Below are 19,304 nucleotides of genomic sequence, written 5' to 3'. Positions count from 1 at the left end.
GAGACGATCTACTTTCTGGGCATGACGCTGTACTGCTCGCGGAACCAAAAGGGTAACTTCAAGGTCGGGATGCGCACGGAGAAGTCTCGGCTTCGACGTAGTCTCTCGTCTCTGCAGGAGCTGATACCAGCGAGCGCAGAGTGCGACTCACTTGGGATTCCCGAATCGGTGAAAATCTGAATCCATGGGGCAAACGGGAGGTTTGCAATGGGTTCGGCGATTGCATTGCGCGATGATTTTGATGGTCCTGCTCTGCGGCAGTTCGCGAAAGGGACCAAGGATGCCGCTCAAGCGCGGCGGCTTCTGGCGTTGGCGGAAATTTATGACGGCGGCTCGCGTACAGATGCGGCCCGGATCGGGGGCGTGACCTTGCAGATTGTTCGCGACTGGGTCGTTCGTTTCAATGAGCACGGGTCGGCCGGGCTCCTCAACGGCAAGGCTCCCGGCAATCGGCCCAAGCTGAATGATGATCAGCGCCAGGCCTTGGCCAAGATTGTAGAGCGTGGTCCGATCCCGGCTATCCACGGTGTCGTTCGGTGGCGGCGCAAGGATCTGGTCCAATGGATCTTCCAGGAATTCCGGATCTCGATGGACGAGACCACGGTTGGTCGCGAATTGAAGGCTCTCGGCTTTGCCAAGCTGTCTGCCCGGCCGCGCCACTACGCCCAGAATGAACCCGAAGTGGACGCTTTTAAAAAGAGTTCCCTGCCGCATTGGCAGCCATCAGAAGCAGCCTCCCGAAGAATACCGAGATCGAACTCTGGTGGGCCGACGAGGCGCGCATAGGTCAGAAAAACAAGATCACCCGCCGATGGGCTCGCCGTGGCACCCGACCTTCAGCGCCGCTGGATCAACGGACGATGTGGGCGTACATCTTCGGTGCCATCTGCCCCAAGAAAGGTAAGGGCGCGGGCCTCGTATTGCCCTATTGCGATACCGACGCCATGAATCAACATCTGCTGGAAATCAGCCAGGCAGTCGATGACGGCGCTCACGCGGTCCTCATCCTCGATCAAGCCGGATGGCACGTCACGCCGAAGCTCAGCGTCCCTGACAACATCACATTGCTGTTCTTGCCGCCGCGTTCGCCTGAATTGAACCCTGTCGAAAACGTCTGGCAGTTTATGAGGGACAACTGGCTGTCGAACCGCATCTTCACAGACTACGAGGACATCGTCGCTCACTGCTGTGCCGCCTGGAACAAACTCGTCGCGCAACCCTGGAAGATAATGTCCATTGGACTGCGCGAGTGGGCGCATCGGTTTTGATCAATGCATGTTGGTATGATGCGGCAAGTTCGACATTACGTCATCAGGGACCAGGTCAGCGAAATCAACGCTGCTCTTCGTGGCCACTACGCCTATTATGGCATCGCCGGAAACCTTCGGTCGCTGCTCAAGGTGTATCGGGCCACGGAACGGTACTGGTGCCGAATGTTACGCAGCCGCAGCCGAGATGGTGGCCGCCTCACATGGGACACTTTCAACCAGATCAAAGAACGGAACCCGCTGCTGCGACCCAAGCTGCGGCTTCCTTACGGGAAGCTGCAAGCACTCGCGGTGCTGTGAAGCTGCCGAAGAGCGTAGTGCGGGAAATCCGCACGCTACGTTCTGTGGGAACCGGGGGCGGGTGACTGCCTCCGGTGACCCAGTCGGAGGCGCATGCGCCTCCGCTACTCGCCAACGGCTGTTTTTCTCATTTTGACAGCGAGTTGCAGGCCATTTGGTGGCACCTTTGGAGCCGTGTGGTCGGCACGATGTGTGCAAATCGCGGCGAAAGGAGTTTCTGGCGTAATATAAATGAGCGCATTGCCAGCTACCGGCATTCGCCGGTGCGTCTCATAATTACGTGCATTTCCTCAGGAACGCCCTCGACTACGTGCCGCGCAAGGTCGACGACGACTGCCTGCAGGAACTGCGCTGGATGTATGACCGGCGCGGCGCGATCTCGCCCAATGGCTGGCCAAGTGGGAGGCGCGCTATCCCAAGCTGTGCCACTGGGTTGAGGAAAACATCGAGGAGACGCTCTCCTTCTACCGGTTGCCGCGCCAGCACCACAAGCACATGAAGTCAACCAACATCTTGGAGCGGCTGAACCAGGAGATCAAGCGGCGCACCCATGTGGTGCGGATCTTCCCCGATGCGGAGAGCTGTCTGCGGCTGGTGTGGGCGCTGGCGGCCGAGACGCATGAGACCTGGCTGGAGGCCATGCGCTATCTCAACATGGAGCATCTGGCCGAGCACAAGAAGGAGATGTTACGCAAGCTGGAAGAACCCAAGGCCGCCTGACGGTGGCCGGCGGGCCGGGCGCTTTCGTTGTTGAGGCGCCGCGCCCGTCCGCCAAAATGCCAGCGGCGATGATCCCAATTTGCAGAACACTATGGACACAACTCCGGTTCCTTTTCAAAATCCCCGGCAACGCGTCCCGCCTCAGGAGAAGACCCTCTGCAACCTGTGACGAAACAGGCTCCGTCGGGGGCTGCCAATGTCCAGCAGCCCCTTTCCAGCTTATGGACCGGGACTGCACGTTGATGTCTATCCGCAGCGGATGCGAAGAAACGCTACTGTTCTTTAAAAGCGCGAGCGACTTGGTCAGTTATCGGCTTAATGAGGTACGCAAGCGCTGTCCGCTCGCCCGTCTGAATGAAGGCTTCTACGGGCATTCCCGCCACAGGCACGAGGTGTCCGAGACGCGCCCACTCTTGTTCCGGCAGAAGAATACGCAGGGTGTAATAACTCTGGCCGGTTCTTTCGTCTGTAGTTAGGTCGGCTGCTATCTTCGTCACTCGCCCATTCAGCTCCGGTGTTGTGCGTTGACTAAAGGCCGAAAACCGGAGGGTGACATCCTGACCAACGACAACTTGGTCGATATCTTGTGGCGCTAGTTTGAGTTCTGGTGTTAAAGTATCGTCACTTGGAACGATTTGCATAATCTCCTCACCAGGCTTGACGACCGCGCCGCTCGCATGGACGGCGAGCTGATGGACCACACCTTTCTGCGGAGCGCGAATATCAATGTGCTTTAACTCATCTTCTGCAGCAACTAGGCGCTCGGCATATTCGCCCATTTCGTTCTCTGCCTGACGTAGTTGATCCGAAACTTCAGTTCTCTGATCGTCTTCAATCTGAATGATCTGAAGTTCGGTTTCGGCAATCTTGCCATTTATCTCAGCGGCTGATGCGACCAAACTGCCGAGCCCTCCAGTGAGCTCGGCCGCATCTCGTTGCAAAGCGTAGACGCGGGTTGCTGGAATAATGCGTTGATTCAGCAGCGGTTGAAGATTGGCGAGTTCCTCGTTTATGATGGCAACGGCCTTCCGTTTTCCATCTTGTTGGGCGGCGAGCCCTTGTGTCTGCTTCGAGAGTTGGCGTACTCGTTCGGTCAGTTGCGCCTTTCGCCCGAGTTTCGATGAACGACGGTCATTGAATAGTCGCTGTTCGCCATCAATGATCGTGGCCACGCCGACGCTAGCTTGATCCCTGACGAGCGTTTCAGGAAACTCGATGGCTTCTTTTAAATCCCTTTCGGCCGACAGTCGCGCGATTCGCGCTGTAAGCTCCTTAATCCGCTTTGAGACGATCGCTAGATTGGCACGCGTCCGGGCGTCATCCAAATGTATAAGTATCTGGCCGGCTTGGACGCGATCTCCATCTTTGATGAACACCTTGCCGACGGTACCGCCTGTTTGGTGCTGGACGGGTTTGATGTAGCTGTCGACGACGAGCGCCCCCGAAGCGATAACTGCTCCGTGAAGGTGAACGGTTGCTGCAAGCCCGCCTAATACCCCGACGAGAAGGATAATCGCCGCAAGGGCAATTAAAGTGAGGCGCCCGATTGCGCCCTCGGCAAGGGGAGCTTGATCGTGGCTCATTGCGCCGTCTCCTCGCCTGGCACCATCAGTCGAGCAGACGCTACTGGTTCTGACTGCGGTGTCCTTCTCAGCACCTCATCTTTCGGGCCGAATGACTTAGCTCGACCATTCGCCAACACAAGTACCTTGTCGACTGCCGCAAGTGCGCTAGGGCGATGCGCGACAACGACCGCGATGCCGCCTCTTGCGCGAATCCCGAGAATCGCGCGGGACAATGCGGCCTCGCCGTCCGCGTCAAGATTAGAATTGGGTTCATCCAGAACGACCAAAAAAGGATCGCCATAAAGCGCCCTAGCCAAGCCGATGCGCTGTCGCTGGCCCCCTGATAAGGCTGATCCCCGCTCTCCGATTATTGTGTCGAAGCCGTCATGAAATTGCACGACCATGTCATAGACGCCGGCCGCCTTCGCTGCTGCAATGACTTTTTCGGATGAGGCATCCGGATCAAGGCGCGCGATGTTCTGCGCAATTGATCCACCGAACAAGGAGACATCCTGCGACAAGTAGCCGATATGCCCGCCAAGCAACTGGGGATCCCATTGCGATACAGCGGCACCATCCAGGCGCACTGCGCCCGCGATCGGTTGCCACAGCCCGACAAGTCCCCGAGCAAGACAGGATTTGCCTGACGCGCTTGGACCGATTACCCCCAGTGCCTCTCCAGCACGAAGCTCAAATGCGATGCCACGGACGATCGCGTTTTGGCTGCCAGGAGCTGCGAGATGTAAATTCTCCACCTTGAGAACATCAGCAGGCCGGGGAAGCATGATCTCGGGTAGACCGGTCGGCATGATTTGGGACAGTTGGACGAGGCGTGACCAACTGTCCCTGGCTCTAACGAATCCCTTCCACTGGCCAATAGCCAGTTCGACTGGGGCTAAGGCACGGCTCAACAGAATGGAGCTGGCAATCATGACGCCCCCAGTCGCTTCCTGTCGTATGACTAGAGTCGCGCCCACCGCAAGCACGGCAGACTGGAGCATCATGCGCAATACCTTGGATAGGGTTGACAGAGAAATGGTGAAAGAAGTCGAGCGCAAATGATTGTCAAGGAACCGGCAATTTACGTCGCTCCACATCCGACCAAGCTGATGACCGAAGCCCATTGCCAGAACCGCTTCGGAATTTCGCCTCGTCGCCTCTGCGAGAGCGAACCTCTCCGATGCTAGCTGGGCCGCCTCCTTTGCCGGCCGACGCGACTTCTGCTCAGCCATAATTGTCAGCGCAACAAGCATGAGGGCTCCCGCCAGGGCGGTGACGCCGACCCAGACGTGAAACAGGAAGCAGAGCCCGAGATAGAACGGCATCCACGGAATGTCAAACAACGCTACTGGGCCTGGCCCGGATAGGAAACCTCGTACAGTGTCGAGATCGCGAACAGACTGAAGTCCATCGCCCGGCGTCTGGACGCGGGAAGGAAGCAGAACGAGAGATTCGTATACCGATTTTCCAAACCGCTCATCGACGGACAAGCCCACCCGTAGTAGCAACAGAGATCGAATGAGTTCGAGTACTCCCTGAAACGCGTATAATGTGCCGGCGATGATCCCGAGACCGACGAGAGTGGGCAGACTATGGCCCGGAATTACCCGATCATAAACTTGAAGCATAAAGAATGAGCCGGTCAAAGCAAGCATGTTGACGACGGCGCTAGTCATGGCCAGGCCAGAAACGGCCTTCTTCATCGAAGAAAGCGCCGCCACAAAAAAGACCTGTGGCCGATTGAGATTACTGCGCAACAAAAAATATCCTATTCCTGCAGGCGTAAGGCGGGAGACGTCCTGATGTAGGCTCGTAAACGCGACAGTCTTCGGCAGGATCGAATTGGCGAGACCTCCAGTAATCTTTTCAGTAACGATAAACTTGTGCTCAGGATCGCTTTGAAGTGTCTTTCTTCATCTCGATCGAGGCGACGCTTGAAACCGACTGGAAAGCCGAAGAACCTCGTTGACGCCATGAGAACAGAGGCTCCTCGGGGAGCCTCTGTTCAGAGAGAGGGAAGCGCTGGGGTGCTCCCGTGCGGAACTACCGGTCAGCAGTACTCGAAATTATTCGAGGTCATAGAGGCTAAGTCAGCCATAGTCTTATTTTCCAGATAGCCGAACTCATGGGCGGTGTTTTCACCGTCAACATAGGCCAGAACTGCGCCGCTTCCGTTAGCATCGCAGTAAACCAAGATGTCGCCGCGAACTTCGTGAGAAGCAGCGTTTGCGGCCTCAGAGGCAGATGCGAAGCTTCGATCGGTGAAAAAAATAGGGCTCCGGCCGTTGATGAAGTTCCCAACGGTTCCCTGCTCCAAGGGTGGTCGGCCAAGAGAGTCGAAGTCAGCAGCGTCCAGTACGATCTTGTCCTCGGTCGGGTTGAAATCCGTAACACTGGTGACCTTCGGGCGTAACGAGGGTTCGGACATCGGGTCATGGAACGAGAATACGAACCGGTCGTGATCAGCGCCGCCAGTCAGACTATCTGGACCGTCACCGGCGACAAGGCGATCGTCGCCGTCGCCGCCATTGAGATAATCGCCATCCCCCTCTGAGCCGACACCGCGAGACGACGAATACGAGTAGTTGCCATAGAGCGTGTCGTTACCGTCCTGCCCTAAAACGATGTCGTTGCCTAGCCCAGCGAAGATCCAGTCATTGCCGCCGTTGGCCAAAATGCGGTCATCGCCATTGGTCCCCACGAATATGTTGTTGCCGGGCCCCAAGTTTACGGGTCTGTCAGGGGCGGAGCCGTGGTCGGGTTCGGGGAGATCGCGGTGGTCGGGCCAGGGTTCGGGGTCCGGGTCAGGGTAGTCGGGTTCGGGGAGATCGGGGTAGACGGGCCCCGCCACGGAGCCGATGGGCTTGGGGTCCAGGTCGGGGGGAGTCAGGTCATCAAGCAACTCAGGGCTACCTGGAATTTTGATCGGGGAAGTGAAATTCATTATTTGTATGCTCCTTTTGACGCATGCCACGATGCCACATGCCCACTATTATGCTCTGCCTGGCGACTGAAGAAATCGATTTTGTTGATAGCAGGCATCCATGTACCGGATGTTGCCGTGTCCATTTCACATTAATGCTGAGGAAACCGCTGGCTGACGCGCGTTGGCAAACTTAACCGCGTATCGCATCCTCGAGCTACTTTACCATACGAGCTGTTTGAATGGTCCGTTGCCGAGGCATGCGCAAAGCGCGTCCGGACCGCAGGTAGCGGCTAGACTAGTGCCCGTCCATAAACGGCTGTTTTTCTGCGGTTTTGAAAGGTTGTTTGCCGGCTGACATCGTTTCTTGGGACGCGTGATGGCACAAGACCGCGCAGGTTATGGCCCGAAGAGCGATCTGGCGGCAATGGGGTCATGGGGTATCGGCCGACGCTCGCCGGGCTTGCTCTGAACGCTGCCGGATGAGGGGTGTCAGGTCGGCCTGAGGCGGGCGAAGAGGGCGAGATTGTAAGCGACCACCGAGGACCAGACATAAGCCTTAAAGTGGTCGAGGCCGCGCCAGGTGCAGCGCCCCAAGCCATAAGCGCGTTTCAGACAAGAGATGCCGGCCTCGATGCCGGCGCGGAAGTTGCGCAGCCTGCGATAGACCCAGCGGCTTGTGACCATGTCTTCGATGCGGAGGCCGGACTTCTTGTGGAAGGCCATGTCGCGGACGCCGCAGGCTTTGGCTCCGCGCAGATTGGCGCGGCTGGCATAGCCGCCGTCGGCTGCCGACTGACGCGGCGCCTGGTCATAAAAGGCGATGTGGCGTTCCAGCATCGGCAGCAAGCGCTCGCTGTCGGCCGGGTTGCCGGTTTCGACGACGAGGTCGAGGACCAGTCCGCTTCTGCCGGTCGTCAGATTGAGTTTGTGGCCGTAGTCGACGTCGCGGCTGCCCTTGACGATGATGTCGGCATGCGGCTCGAACAGGCTCACCAGCTTCTCGCCGGCCGGGACCGGCTGCCCGGCCAGGACCCGCCGTTCGGTCTGGGCGAGGATCCGTGCGATCAGTGGCCGGTAGTGGCGGAGCTGGGCCTGCCACAGTTCGCCGGCCGGGCCCGCCGTCTGGGGCAACTGTTCGCTCGCCTGCTGCAGATAACTCAAGGTCGTGCGCGTGATCTTGAGCAGTGCGCGGTAGTGCTTCACCCGTTTGGGACGGCCGCGGGTATATTCGATCGCCCGAGCCCGCTTCTTTGCCGCGCGGCGATGGTCATGCCATGGGATGGCGCTACCCAGTGCCTCGGCCTGCTGCAACAGTCGCACCATCACCCGCACGGCGTCCCATAACAGGCTGCTGTCGCTCGGCTCATGGATCAGTGCCGCGGTGACGGTGCTGTCCACACGCACGACCTTGCCATTTTCCAGCTTCTCCCGCTTGGCGCTCGCCAGCAGCACCCGGTTGATCTCTTCAAAGGTTTGCGCCCGGATCGCGCTGATCGTCTTGTGCAAGACCGATTTCTTCGGGCTCCATCCCCACGGCAGCCGGGCAAAGGCGCGGAACGAGGCGGAGTCTTCGAGATGGAAGGCCAGTTCCTGATAACTCAGCTGGCGATGCTGCTTGAGCAGCGCGCAGCGCAGCACAGCCTCGGCCGGCAGCCCCTCGCGGCCGGTTTCCTTGACCCCTTGTCGGCGCAGGTCCTCTGTCACTTGGCTCAGCACCTCGCCATGCTCATCCAGCCACTGATACCAACGAGCGCTAATCAAAACCGGTGCGCCCAATCACGCATTCCAATTGACATGATCTTCCACGGCTGCGCGACCAGCTTGTTCCATGCGTCACAGCAATGGGAAACGATGTCGTCGTAGTCTTTGAATATCCGGTTGGACAACCAGTTCTCCCTCATAAATTGCCACAGGTTCTCGACAGGGTTCAATTCGGGCGACCGCGGCGGCAGGAACAGCAGGGTGACGGTGTCGGGTACTTTGAGTTTCGGCGTGACGTGCCATCCAGCCTGATCAACGATCAGCACGGCATGAGCACCTTCATCGACCGCCTGGCTGATTTCGAGCAGATGCTGGTTCATGGCATGGTTCATGGCATCGGTGTCGCAGTAGGGAAGAACAAGGCCCGCAGCTTTGCCTTCTTGGGGCAGATGGCGCCGAAGATATAAGTCCACATCGTGCGTTGATCGAGTGGTGCCGAAGGCCTTGTGCCCTTGCGTGCCCATCGTCGGGTGATCTTGTTCTTCTGCCCTATCCGAGCTTCGTCGGCCCACCAGAGCTCGATCTCGATGTTCTTGGGGAGCCTGCTTTTGATGGTTGCCAGTGTGGCGGGGAAGTTTTTTTAAAACTCTCCAGGTCACCCTCGTTCTGGGCGTAATGGCGCGGACGAGCAGACAGCTTTGCAAAGCCGAGCGCCTTCAATTCGCGGCCAATGGTCGTCTCGTCCACAGAGATCCGGTATTCCTGGAAAAGCCATTGAACCAGATCCTTGCGCCGCCAGCGAACGACGCCATGCACTGCTGGTATCGGCCCGCTTTCGACAATCTTCGCCAAAGCCTGGCGATGCACAGCGGAAAGCTTTCCTTGATTGCCAGGCGCTTTGCCGTTGATGAGCCCTGACGGACCGCGGGCATTGAAGCGCATAACCCAATCGCGGACAATCTGCAGGGTCACGCCTCCGATCCTGGCCGCGTCGCTGCGTGAATGACCATCATAGATTTCGGCAAGGGCAAGAAGCCGCCGAGCCTGTGCCGCATCCTTCGTGCTCTTGGCCAATGCCCGCAGGGCAAAACCGTCGAAGTCATCGCGCAGTGGAATTCCCAATGTCATCCGCAAACCTCCGTTTGCGACAGAGATTCAGAATTCAACTGATTTGGAAACCGCAAAACGAGTCAGAAACCGCTCACGTTGGTATGAGACATGGCTTTCAATTCACGGCCGATCTCGTGCCCGGCAAAAAGATCGAATATACTGGATTGGACGGTGCGTTCTTGGCGCATTGTCGGCTCCGGCGGTTACGGGTTTGTCTTTAGAATCAGTCGCTTGATCTAAAGTATACCTGAAACCGCCGGGCTTTGCCCGCGGCAATATCGCGATTCATACAATAATTTCAGCGGTTTACCGTTTGTGGATGGGCACTTAGCTAGCGCTGATTACGGTGATGCAATTCGTTGAAGGTCTTTCCGACCGTCAGGCAGCCGACGCGGTTCGCAGCCGAATTGACTGGAAATACGCGCTCAGCCTGGAACTAATCGACCCTGGATTTGATGCTTCAGTGTTGTGCGAGTTCCGCGCCCGGCTCGTTGATGGCGGTACCGGGCCGGCACTGTTGGACGCGATGCTGGCGCGCTTCAAGGAAAGTGGCCTGTTGAGGGCGCGGGGCCAACAACGCACGGATTCTACTCATGTCCTGGCTGTGGTCCGGAGTGTCAACCGGCTCGAATTCGTCGGCGAGACATTGCGGGCAGCCTTAAACACCCTGGCTCTGGTCGAAGCGGGATTGGCTCGCTGGTTTGATTTCCTCCGACTGGTTTGACCGTTATTCCACCCGTGTTGAGCAATACAAATTTCCAAAGAGTGAGGCAGCACGCGCCGCCCTGGCTCAGACGTCGGCGCAGATGGGTATCTGCTTCTGGCTGCAGTTTATACCGCGACGGCGCCGGCTTGGCTGCGCGAGCTTGCGGCTATTCAGACACTCCGTATCGCCTGGATACACCAGTATTACGTCGACAATGATATCATTCGCCTGCACAGTATCGAAGATCTGCCACCGGCAAGTATACGCTTCGATTCACCGTACGATACCGATGCCCATTAGAGCAAGAAGCGCAACACAAGTTGGAGCGGATACAAGGTTCATGTGACGGAGACATGCGACACTGATTCCCCACATCTCATCATCAACGTCGAAACCACCTCTGCGCCGGTTTCCGACAGCGCCATGACCGCGCTAATCCACCAGACACTGGCGGATCGCGAGCTGTCTCCTGCAACTCACCTACTTGACGCCGGTTATGTGGACGCCGAAATCGTGGTCAGTAGCCTCCTCGATCATAATATTGATGTCGTTGGTCCAGTGTTGGCCGATACAAGCTGGCAAGCAACGGCCGCAGAGGGCTTCGATATTTCGTCCTTCAAGATCGACTGGAAAGTGAAACAAGCTACATGCCCCCAAGGGCAAGTCACATCCGACTGGGCCATCCGCCGTGACAATTTTGGTAACGACTGTGTAGATGTCAGATTTGATCGCGCGACTTGCGCGGACTGCTTCAAGCGCCCGCAATGCACACGTTCAAAGGCTGGACCGCGGGAAATTATGATGCGCCCTCAGGCGCAGCATAAATTGCTGCAAACGCGACGCCAGCAACAGGCGACCGACACATGGCGCGCCCACTACGGCAAACGGGCCGGCATCGAGGGAACGCTATCGCAAGGGATTCGGGCTTTCGGGCTGCGACGATGTCGCTATATCGGTCTGCCAAAGACCCGGTTTCAACATGTTGTGACCGCTCTCGCGATGAACGTGGCTCGAATCGATGATTGGCTGACCGGCAGATCATTCGCTAAAACAAGGCGATCAGCGTTCGCACAAATGCATTTTAGATTGCGCTCCCCTTGTCGCCGGAATTCGGCAGCAGTATCATTACTGGGCGCCCCCCGCACAGATCCACGCGGGCGGGTTTCCCGCACGTGGCTCTTACCTCGGGTGATTGACGGCGAAGCGCACATTCGGCCATGGATGAAGGATACGAGGCTTGGGAAGGTAGTAGTCGTTGGCTAACTGCGCGATCGTTCCCACGTAGCGCCGTCCTTCTGGCTGCGCCGCCTTAGCGATCGCAACCAAAGGTCGACCATCCGATATCTGAACGCCGTGAGCGCCCGGATGTTCGTTGGAACCGCGAAGTAGGCAAAATGCCCGCCGACGATCTGACTCAGCCATTTTCCCTGTTGGGAGATCGGCCAGTGCATCCGCCGCCGCAGGTCCGCCTTGATGTCCTTGAGCTTCGCCCGCATCCGGTCGCCTCGGGTCTTCCGCTGAAGCTGGAAGTGCCCTTTGCGTGTTTTCCCGCAGATGAACGTGAACCCCAAGAAGGCGAAGGTCTCCGGTTTGCCGAGCCCGCGCCTCTTGCGATCGACCGCCGCAAAGCGACCAAACTCAATCAAGCGGGTCTTGTCCGGATGAAGCGACAGCATGAACTCCTCAAGCCTCGCGCGCATCGCAGCGAGGAAGCGACGAGCGTCGCCCTCGCGCCTCGGCTCATCGGCGGCGTCATTCTTATTCCGTTTGACGTAAGGGCGTGACGTGTGGGCGGAAGAAGTCCGACTTCGTGGCCGAGTGATTGCAACACTCGTGCCCGGTGGTGTGAGGCGCCACAAGCTTCGATGCCGATGGCGACGGAAGCTTTTGAGGAAGGCCAATAACTTTGAGCGACGAAGCTGGCGCCGCGAGACGACATTTTCTTCGGGGACACGACCAGAGAGGGCTTCAACATACAACGTTTAAAGAGAAGTCCTGAGAAAAAATTCCCTTGCCGAACCTTGATTTCGTTAACTTCAGGGCTCTCTAATAGGACTCAGCAAAATTGGTAAAATTGATTGTTTGGAAAGAATCATCGGCGTATGGACACCGCACATGCGTTTTAGAGGCCTAGATCTAAACCTCCTCGTCGCGCTCGACGCACTGATGACCGAGCGCAAGCTCACGGCCGCCGCACGCAGGGTCAAGCTCAGTCAGCCGGCCATGAGCGCGGCTATAGCGCGACTGCGCACCTATTTCGGCGACGAGCTGTTTTCGATGCAGGGTCGCGAACTTATCCCAACACCGCGTGCGGAGGCGCTCGCCCCAGCGGTGCGCGACGCCCTGCTCCACATTCAGCTCTCCGTCATTGCCTGGGATCCGATCAACCCAGCCCAGTCGGATCGCCGTTTCAGGATCATTCTTTCTGACTTTATGACACTTGTATTCTTTGAGAGGGTTGTGGAGCGCTTGGCCCGGGAGGCTCCCGGCGTCAGCTTCGAGTTGCTGCCTCTCGATGATGATCCTTATGAGCTTCTCCGGCGCGGTGACGTCGATTTTTTAATTCTTCCGGACTTATTCATGTCGAGTGCGCACCCCAAGATGAAGCTGTTTGGCGAGGCACTCGTGTGCGTCGGCTGCCCGAGGAATGAGCAGTTGCTGGGGGATCTCTCTTTCGAGACATATATGTCGATGGGGCATGTTGCAGCCCAGTTCGGACGTGCGTTGAAGCCCTCTTTCGAACAATGGCTATTGCTTGAGCACGGGTTCAAGAGACGTGTCGAACTTGTCGTGCCCGGTTTTACTTTGATTCCGCCGTTGCTGCCGGGCACCAACCGTATAGCCATTATCCCATTCCGTCTCGTCAAGTATTTCGAACAAACGATACCCCTGCGGATCGTCAAGCACCCGCTGCGACCCCTGTGGTTCACTGAGGCTGTCCAGTGGCCAGCCCTCCATAACAAGGATCCCGGGAATGTCTGGATGCGCGAGATACTTTTGCAAGAAGCCTCGCGCAGCGAATTTCAGGACGTCCTAGCTAGTGCCCGTCCATAAACGGCTGTTTTTCTGCGGTTTTGAAAGGTTGTTTGCCGGCTGACATCGTTTCTTGGGACGCGTGATGGCACAAGACCGCGCAGGTTATGGCCCGAAGAGCGATCTGGCGGCAATGGGGTCATGGGGTATCGGCCGACGCTCGCCGGGTGTGCTCTGAACGCTGCCGGATGAGGGGTGTCAGGTCGGCCTGAGGCGGGCGAAGAGGGCGAGATTGTAAGCGACCACCGAGGACCAGACATAAGCCTTAAAGTGGTCGAGGCCGCGCCAGGTGCAGCGCCCCAAGCCATAAGCGCGTTTCAGACAAGAGATGCCGGCCTCGATGCCGGCGCGGAAGTTGCGCAGCCTGCGATAGACCCAGCGGCTTGTGACCATGTCTTCGATGCGGAGGCCGGACTTCTTGTGGAAGGCCATGTCGCGGACGCCGCAGGCTTTGGCTCCGCGCAGATTGGCGCGGCTGGCATAGCCGCCGTCGGCTGCCGACTGACGCGGCGCCTGGCCATAAAAGGCGATGTGGCGTTCCAGCATCGGCAGCAAGCGCTCGCTGTCGGCCGGGTTGCCGGTTTCGACGACGAGGTCGAGGACCAGTCCGCTTCTGCCGGTCGTCAGATTGAGTTTGTGGCCGTAGTCGACGTCGCGGCTGCCCTTGACGATGATGTCGGCATGCGGCTCGAACAGGCTCACCAGCTTCTCGCCGGCCGGGACCGGCTGCCCGGCCAGGACCCGCCGTTCGGTCTGGGCGAGGATCCGTGCGATCAGTGGCCGGTAGTGGCGGAGCTGGGCCTGCCACAGTTCGCCGGCCGGGCCCGCCGTCTGGGGCAACTGTTCGCTCGCCTGCTGCAGATAACTCAAGGTCGTGCGCGTGATCTTGAGCAGTGCGCGGTAGTGCTTGATCCGTTTCGGGCGGCCGCGGGAATATTCGATCGCCCGAGCCCGCTTCTTTGCCGCGCGGCGATGGTCGTGCCATGGAATGGCGCTACCCAGTGCCTTGGCCTGCTGCAACAGTCGCACCATCACCCGCACGGCGTCCCATAACAGGCTGCTGTCGCTCGGCTCATGGATCAGTGCCGCGGTGACGGTGCTGTCCACACGCACGACCTTGCCATTTTCCAGCTTCTCCCGCTTGGCGCTCGCCAGCAGCACCCGGTTGATCTCTTCAAAGGTTTGCGCCCGGATCGCGCTGATCGTCTTGTGCAAGACCGATTTCTTCGGGCTCCATCCCCACGGCAGCCGGGCAAAGGCGCGGAACGAGGCGGAGTCTTCGAGATGGAAGGCCAGTTCCTGATAACTCAACTGGCGATGCTGCTTGAGCAGCGCGCAGCGCAGCACAGCCTCGGCCGGCAGCCCCTCGCGGCCGGTTTCCTTGACCCCTTGTCGGCGCAGGTCCTCTGTCACTTGGCTCAGCACCTCGCCATGCTCATCCAGCCACTGAGACATCGCCTTCAATTCACGGCCGATCTCGTGTTCGGCAAAAAGATCGAATATACTGGATTGGACGGTGCGTTCTTGGCGCATTGTCGGCTCCGGCGGTTACGGGTTTGTCTTTAGAATCAGTCGCTTGATCTAAAGTATACCTGAAACCGCCGGGCTTTGCCCGCGGCAATATCGCGATTCATACAATAATTTCAGCGGTTTACCGTTTGTGGATGGGCACTAGCTAGTGCCCGTCCATAGTGTGCTGCAGCAAGCGGAGGGAGGTTCGATGGCGAACTGACAACATGCAGAGAAGCTGCGCGAAAGATGAGGGTAGGCCCCTCGGGATCGGCTTTCAGGAGCGGGTCTCAAACCAGCCCAAGCTGCTGTGGTAGAAGAGCCATGGTGGTGAGCGTTGGGTCAAAAGCCGCGGACATGATCCGGGGCAGGTAGGCATCCGCAAGATGAGCGCAAGCAAACCCTTCGATGACGCGTCGTTATAATTAGAACTCTCTGACACCACTAAAACCGAGGGTGTATGGATCTCTCGGGACAAGTCCGTCGGGAGCTGATGACTGGGCGGACAGTGGACGGCGTATAGGGGGCATGAGACGGATGCAGGCTTTTGCGTGGAACTGCAGGAACCAGCTTTCTGATGCCAAGGGAGAAGCACAAGCGGCACATCGCCCGGCTGATCAATCCGCTCCTCAGGGGGTGGATCAGCTATTATGGACGGTACGCGCCAACGGGGCTGCAGCCCATACTTCGCTACGTCAATAAGACGGTGGTTGCGTGGGCAAGGCGGAAGTTCAGCGCTTTGGCAGGGGTAAAGTTCGGGCAAGTCTGTTCTTACAACGGCTCGTCGAGCAGCGCACCGATCTCTTTGTGCACTGGCAACTCGGTCTGATCGGCACGTTTGCCTGATGGGAGCCGTGTGAACTGAGAGGTTCATGCACGGTTCGGATAAGAGTTGCGCCTTGCAAGCGCGTTGAATTCAGCCGTCTGAGATGACGGCCACGGCAAAGCCTAGCGAGCAGCCGTGTACTGAGTCTTGCGTGGTGTCCGGTAACGGCCGCTGCGAAGCGTAGACAAGGAGATTGTAGGCCGGAACATACGTGAACGGATAGATAGCCCCGAAATCGAACGTGATCGGAGTAGCCGACCCTGTCTCTCAAAGGGGAAGGCGGAATCGCAGGCCGCGTCTTTGCGAGTGGTCCAAGGTGCTCCCGGGGTTCGTACCGCCAGCATGCAATCGAAGGATTTGACGTGAACAAGGGAGATCCAACCGGTTCAAGCGCAAGCTTGTAGGACCTGCCAAGCCGATGAGGCGAGAAGGGGCTGATGACCGGGTGGAAGTCAGACTGACTGATAGTACTCCGAGGTCGGGAGAGCCGGCCACATGGGGAAGCGGTCAGCGGTAGTTGAAATGTTTTTGGGCAACATGGGCTCCATTCAACGGGAGACACGGCCTTTCATGCAAAGGGAAGATCAGCTGACCATGGAAACGGGACTTGAACATATAGCAGCGAAAGCTCGGTGTGAGCCGAAACTCTGCTTTACGTCGCTTGCCTATAGCGCGACGATCAGGATGAGACGCGAGCGACAATCTGGATGAGATTCTTATGTCGCGGTTGGAGCGAAGTTATCATGTTGATTGTCGCTGGCAAGAGTTTCATCGTGTTCTGATTGCCGCTCCGCGACAAGCTGGGAAGAGCTTTTGATTGTCGCGAATGAGGCGGGTCTGCCGCGCTGGCGTTTGGCTTCCATGGCCGAACGCCGCCGGTAGCTTTCGACATTCATCTCGAAGATTGTTGCGTGATGGACAAGTCGGTCCACCGCGGCAAGCGTCATGGCCGGGTCTGGAAAGACGCGGTTCCATTCTCCGAAGGGCTGATTGGCGGTGATCATGATGGAACGCCGCTCATATCTTGCGGAGATGAGTTCGAAGAGCACGCTCGTTTCGGCCTGGTCCTTGGTGACGTAGGCCAGGTCATCAAGTAATGTTGTGCTACACATTACTTGATTAACGTGCACTGCGCAGAGATGTGGAGCTGACACGGCAAGAGCCTGCAACTGCGCGATTTTCCCACGATACCACTCCACATAACTGAATCATCGTCCGCCTAGGATGACCGCTCCCCAACCTCTACAGGAGAGCGTCATGCTTAAGGTTTTATTCCCGAAATCTTCTGGCGATTACGAATATTCGCGCTTCGGCGCGGAGCTTGAATTCTTTGCCCGGTGGTTGCTCGCAGCTGGATATCTACCTGCTGCCGCAGGTCGCCATGTCCACCGATTGAAATGCATCCTCGAGGCCACAGGAGCCCTTCAGTGTGGCCAGTCTGTAGAGGAAGCCGAATTGGACGAAGCGATAGCCCTCGTTTCTGGCGCTCTGCGCCATGCTTCCACCGAGCGTGCATATCGCCGCTTCCTCAAGGCAGAAGGACGGCTCGAAGAAACAAAGCCACAGAGGCCCGTGGAGCAGTTGCTGCTGCGATATCGAGAATATCTTCTAGACGTGAGGGGGTTATACCAGCGTGAGCGATCTCTGACTCTTTTTGAGGTTTCCAAATCAGTTGAGTTCTGAATCAATACCGCAAACGGAGGTTTGCGGATGACATCAGGAATTCCACTGCGCGATGACTTCGACGGCTTCGCTCTTCGGGCGTTGGCCAAAGGCACGAAGGATGCGGCACAGGCTCGGCGGCTTCTTGCCCTTGCCGAAATCTATGATGGCCATTCCCGCAGCGATGCGGCCAGGATCGGAGGCGTGACCCTGCAAATTGTCCGCGACTGGGTTATTCGCTTCAATGCGCGTGGCCCGTCGGGGCTCATCAATGGCAAAGCACCCGGCAATCAAGGAAAGCTTTCCGACGTGCATCGCCAGGCTTTGGCAAAGATCGTCGAAAGTGGCCCGATACCGGCGGTGCATGGCGTTGTGCGCTGGCGGCGCAAGGATCTTGCTCAATGGCTGTTCCAAGAATATCGGATATCCGTCGATGAAACGACCATTGGCCGCGAATTGAAGGCGCTCGGCTTTGCAAAGCTGTCTGCCCGCCCGCGCCATTACGCCCAGAACGAAGGCGACCTGGAGAGTTTTAAAAAAAGTTCCCCGCCACACTGGCAGCCATCAAAGGCAGGCTCCCGAAGAACGTCGAGATTGAGCTCTGGTGGGCCGACGAAGCTCGGATAGGCCAAAAGAACAAGATCACCCGGCGATGGGCACGCAGGGGAACAAGGCCTTCGGCACCACACGATCAACGCACGATGTGGACCTATATCTTCGGCGCTATCTGCCCCAAGAAGGGCAAAGGTGCGGGTCTCGTTCTTCCCTACTGCGACACCAGCGCCATGAACCAGCATTTGATCGAAATCAGCCAGGCCGTCGATGACGGCGCTCATGCCGTGCTGATCGTTGATCAGGCGGGGTGGCATGTCACGCCGAAGCTCGATGTGCCCGACAACATCACACTGCTCTTCCTGCCGCCACGCTCGCCCGAATTAAATCCCGTCGAGAACGTGTGGCAATTTCTGCGTGACAACTGGTTGTCCAACCGGATCTTCAAAGATTACGAGGACATCGTCGCCCATTGCTGCGACGCATGGAACAAGCTGGTCGCTCAGCCGTGGAAGATCATGTCGATTGGAATGCGTGACTGGGCGCACCGGTTTTGATTAGCGCTCGTTGGTATTAGCACCGGCGACGATTGGCCAGCATATGGCAACGATCGAGGAATTTCTGTCCTTGTCGGTTAGACCGTCACAGGACCTTTCCGCACTGACATCGGAGCATGTCGAAAACTTCATTCATACCTTGGGCCGCAGGATGCTGCGCCAAACGCTCCAGCACAAGGTTGCCCATCTGCGCGCTTTCCTGCGCTTTTGCGGCGATCGTGGTGAAACTGCGCGAGGGCTTGAGCGCATCCATACACCCAGAACCTATCGTGGAGAATTGCCCCCTCGTGCCCTTGGTTGGGAGGTGATCGAAAAATTGCTGGCCTCGGTCGCCAGGACTGATTATCTCGGCCTCCGTGACCATGCGATCCTCCACCTCATGGCCTATTACGGCTTGCGACCTTCTGAGATTGCAGAGCTGACATTAGACGCGATCAATTGGAAGCGACGTACACTGCGGGCAGAGCAGCGCAAGACTCGTTCCACCCTCGTTCTTCCTTTGGCTGACCAAACCATTGAAGTCCTCGACAGATATATCGCGGACGGGCGTCCCTGCGATTTGGTGACGAACTTTCTGTTTGCTAAAGTGCGTAGCCCTGTGGGAGGCCTGACGAGCTGGGGGATATGCGACATCTTCACCAAGCGGGCACGGCAAAGCGGCCTGCCACTAGACGGGGTCTCATCATACGCATTGCGCCATTCGTTTGCCATGCGATTGCTAGGCCGAGGCGTCGGGGTAAAGACGATCGGTGACCTGCTTGGGCACCACAGTCTTGAGAGCACTTGTGTTTATCTTCGCATCGAGACGGAAATGCTCCGTACGGTCGCTCTGCCCGTACCTGACATTGCCGCTCATTGAGGAGAATGGC

At 57.9% G+C, this 19,304-nt stretch carries 14 protein-coding genes and 6 pseudogenes; 11 read left to right on the top strand and 9 right to left on the bottom strand.

From position 1 onward, the window contains the following. The first annotated feature begins 207 nt into the window (after positions 1-207). From WGT02_RS30765 to WGT02_RS30755, 3 genes and pseudogenes are all read left to right on the top strand, one after another. A protein-coding gene (locus WGT02_RS30765; RefSeq protein WP_112334090.1) for an IS630 family transposase occupies positions 208-1,268 on the top strand; the annotation gives its coding sequence in 2 pieces (ribosomal slippage) (positions 208-700 and positions 700-1,268; 1,062 coding nt in all). 15 nt (positions 1,269-1,283) lie between these two features. After that, positions 1,284-1,568, top strand: a complete 285-nt coding sequence (locus tag WGT02_RS30760; RefSeq protein WP_225040282.1) for a hypothetical protein — start codon at positions 1,284-1,286, stop codon at positions 1,566-1,568. 277 nt (positions 1,569-1,845) lie between these two features. Continuing rightward, a pseudogene (locus WGT02_RS30755) lies at positions 1,846-2,288 on the top strand (transposase); the annotation flags it as partial. A gap of 272 nt (positions 2,289-2,560) precedes the next feature. On the opposite strand, the gene WGT02_RS30750 reads toward WGT02_RS30755, so the two are convergent. From WGT02_RS30750 to WGT02_RS30730, 5 genes and pseudogenes are all read right to left on the bottom strand, one after another. Then, positions 2,561-3,871 carry an HlyD family type I secretion periplasmic adaptor subunit gene (locus WGT02_RS30750; protein WP_208245905.1) on the bottom strand — a complete coding sequence of 437 codons (1,311 nt, stop codon included), beginning with the start codon at positions 3,869-3,871 and terminating at the stop codon, positions 2,561-2,563. After that, positions 3,868-5,556 carry a type I secretion system permease/ATPase gene (locus WGT02_RS30745; RefSeq protein WP_208245904.1) on the bottom strand — a complete coding sequence of 563 codons (1,689 nt, stop codon included), beginning with the start codon at positions 5,554-5,556 and terminating at the stop codon, positions 3,868-3,870. Before WGT02_RS30745 ends, WGT02_RS30750 begins: the two co-directional genes overlap by 4 nt. A 347-nt stretch (positions 5,557-5,903) precedes the next feature. Beyond that, a complete protein-coding gene (locus tag WGT02_RS30740) occupies positions 5,904-6,797 on the bottom strand; it encodes a calcium-binding protein (RefSeq protein WP_208245903.1) in 894 nt (297 codons plus the stop codon). 471 nt (positions 6,798-7,268) lie between these two features. Beyond that, a pseudogene (locus WGT02_RS30735) lies at positions 7,269-8,519 on the bottom strand (ISNCY family transposase); the annotation flags it as partial. 17 nt (positions 8,520-8,536) lie between these two features. After that, positions 8,537-9,608: pseudogene (locus WGT02_RS30730) on the bottom strand (IS630 family transposase). Positions 9,609-9,939: 331 nt separating this feature from the next. On the opposite strand from WGT02_RS30730, the gene WGT02_RS30725 reads away from it, so the two are divergent. Together WGT02_RS30725 and WGT02_RS30720 are read left to right on the top strand one after the other, a co-directional pair. Next, positions 9,940-10,314, top strand: coding sequence for a transposase (locus WGT02_RS30725; protein WP_208245900.1), 375 nt, complete (start codon positions 9,940-9,942; stop codon positions 10,312-10,314). 324 nt (positions 10,315-10,638) lie between these two features. Beyond that, positions 10,639-11,559 (top strand): transposase, encoded by a 921-nt coding sequence (locus WGT02_RS30720; RefSeq protein WP_208245899.1) that lies wholly within the window; start codon positions 10,639-10,641, stop codon positions 11,557-11,559. Here WGT02_RS30720 and WGT02_RS30715 read toward each other — a convergent pair. After that, positions 11,556-11,972: a hypothetical protein gene (locus WGT02_RS30715; RefSeq protein WP_225040443.1), complete on the bottom strand. Its 417-nt coding sequence runs from the start codon at positions 11,970-11,972 to the stop codon at positions 11,556-11,558. The two genes, WGT02_RS30720 and WGT02_RS30715, sit on opposite strands and share 4 nt — an antisense overlap. Positions 11,973-12,038: 66 nt before the next feature. Next, positions 12,039-12,169 (bottom strand): annotated as a pseudogene (locus tag WGT02_RS30710) (IS110 family transposase); the annotation flags it as partial. A 242-nt stretch (positions 12,170-12,411) separates the two neighbouring features. Here WGT02_RS30710 and nodD2 point away from each other — a divergent pair. After that, positions 12,412-13,350 carry a transcriptional regulator NodD2 gene (gene nodD2 / locus WGT02_RS30705; RefSeq protein ID WP_157997297.1) on the top strand — a complete coding sequence of 313 codons (939 nt, stop codon included), beginning with the start codon at positions 12,412-12,414 and terminating at the stop codon, positions 13,348-13,350. Between the two features lie 177 nt (positions 13,351-13,527). Here nodD2 and WGT02_RS30700 read toward each other — a convergent pair whose 3' ends face one another. Beyond that, entirely contained in the window at positions 13,528-14,862 is a 1,335-nt protein-coding gene (locus WGT02_RS30700) for an ISNCY family transposase (RefSeq protein ID WP_208245898.1), read from the bottom strand. Positions 14,863-15,415: 553 nt separating this feature from the next. Here WGT02_RS30700 and WGT02_RS30695 point away from each other — a divergent pair. Together WGT02_RS30695 and WGT02_RS30690 are read left to right on the top strand one after the other, a co-directional pair. Then, positions 15,416-15,517: pseudogene (locus tag WGT02_RS30695) on the top strand (group II intron maturase-specific domain-containing protein); the annotation flags it as partial. A 35-nt stretch (positions 15,518-15,552) separates the two neighbouring features. Then, the gene (locus WGT02_RS30690; protein ID WP_318246597.1) at positions 15,553-15,684 is read left to right on the top strand and encodes a hypothetical protein; all 132 of its coding nucleotides are present in this window, start codon (positions 15,553-15,555) and stop codon (positions 15,682-15,684) included. Positions 15,685-16,380: 696 nt separating this feature from the next. On the opposite strand, the pseudogene WGT02_RS30685 reads toward WGT02_RS30690, so the two are convergent. Beyond that, positions 16,381-16,761, bottom strand: a pseudogene (locus WGT02_RS30685) (ATP-binding protein); the annotation flags it as partial. Positions 16,762-16,921: 160 nt separating this feature from the next. On the opposite strand from WGT02_RS30685, the gene WGT02_RS30680 reads away from it, so the two are divergent. The 3 genes from WGT02_RS30680 (at position 16,922) to WGT02_RS30670 (ending at position 19,294) form a co-directional block, all read left to right on the top strand. Then, positions 16,922-17,347, top strand: coding sequence for a hypothetical protein (locus tag WGT02_RS30680; RefSeq protein WP_208245896.1), 426 nt, complete (start codon positions 16,922-16,924; stop codon positions 17,345-17,347). A 27-nt stretch (positions 17,348-17,374) separates the two neighbouring features. Then, positions 17,375-18,435 (top strand): IS630 family transposase gene (locus tag WGT02_RS30675; protein ID WP_208245220.1). Its coding sequence is split into 2 segments (ribosomal slippage): positions 17,375-17,867 and positions 17,867-18,435, totalling 1,062 coding nucleotides; the frame shifts between segments, so codons are not numbered across the junction. A gap of 43 nt (positions 18,436-18,478) precedes the next feature. Next, positions 18,479-19,294 (top strand): tyrosine-type recombinase/integrase, encoded by an 816-nt coding sequence (locus tag WGT02_RS30670; RefSeq protein ID WP_225040286.1) that lies wholly within the window; start codon positions 18,479-18,481, stop codon positions 19,292-19,294. Positions 19,295-19,304: the final 10 nt, after the last annotated feature.

Origin of the sequence: Rhizobium sp. T1470 (assembly GCF_042140505.1) — a bacterium.
Classification (GTDB): domain Bacteria; phylum Pseudomonadota; class Alphaproteobacteria; order Rhizobiales; family Rhizobiaceae; genus Rhizobium; species Rhizobium favelukesii.
This window is presented reverse-complemented; position numbering and strand designations above follow the sequence as displayed.

Coding starts and splice junctions, on each gene's coding strand:
- WGT02_RS30745 (WP_208245904.1), bottom strand. CDS start 5,556: ATGAAGAAGGCCGTTTCTGGCCTGGCCATGACTAGCGCCGTCGTCAAC.
- WGT02_RS30670 (WP_225040286.1), top strand. CDS start 18,479: ATGGCAACGATCGAGGAATTTCTGTCCTTGTCGGTTAGACCGTCACAG.
- WGT02_RS30740 (WP_208245903.1), bottom strand. CDS start 6,797: ATGAATTTCACTTCCCCGATCAAAATTCCAGGTAGCCCTGAGTTGCTT.
- nodD2 (WP_157997297.1), top strand. CDS start 12,412: ATGCGTTTTAGAGGCCTAGATCTAAACCTCCTCGTCGCGCTCGACGCA.
- WGT02_RS30700 (WP_208245898.1), bottom strand. CDS start 14,862: ATGCGCCAAGAACGCACCGTCCAATCCAGTATATTCGATCTTTTTGCC.
- WGT02_RS30725 (WP_208245900.1), top strand. CDS start 9,940: ATGCAATTCGTTGAAGGTCTTTCCGACCGTCAGGCAGCCGACGCGGTT.
- WGT02_RS30760 (WP_225040282.1), top strand. CDS start 1,284: ATGATGCGGCAAGTTCGACATTACGTCATCAGGGACCAGGTCAGCGAA.
- WGT02_RS30715 (WP_225040443.1), bottom strand. CDS start 11,972: ATGCTGTCGCTTCATCCGGACAAGACCCGCTTGATTGAGTTTGGTCGC.
- WGT02_RS30680 (WP_208245896.1), top strand. CDS start 16,922: ATGCTTAAGGTTTTATTCCCGAAATCTTCTGGCGATTACGAATATTCG.
- WGT02_RS30750 (WP_208245905.1), bottom strand. CDS start 3,871: ATGAGCCACGATCAAGCTCCCCTTGCCGAGGGCGCAATCGGGCGCCTC.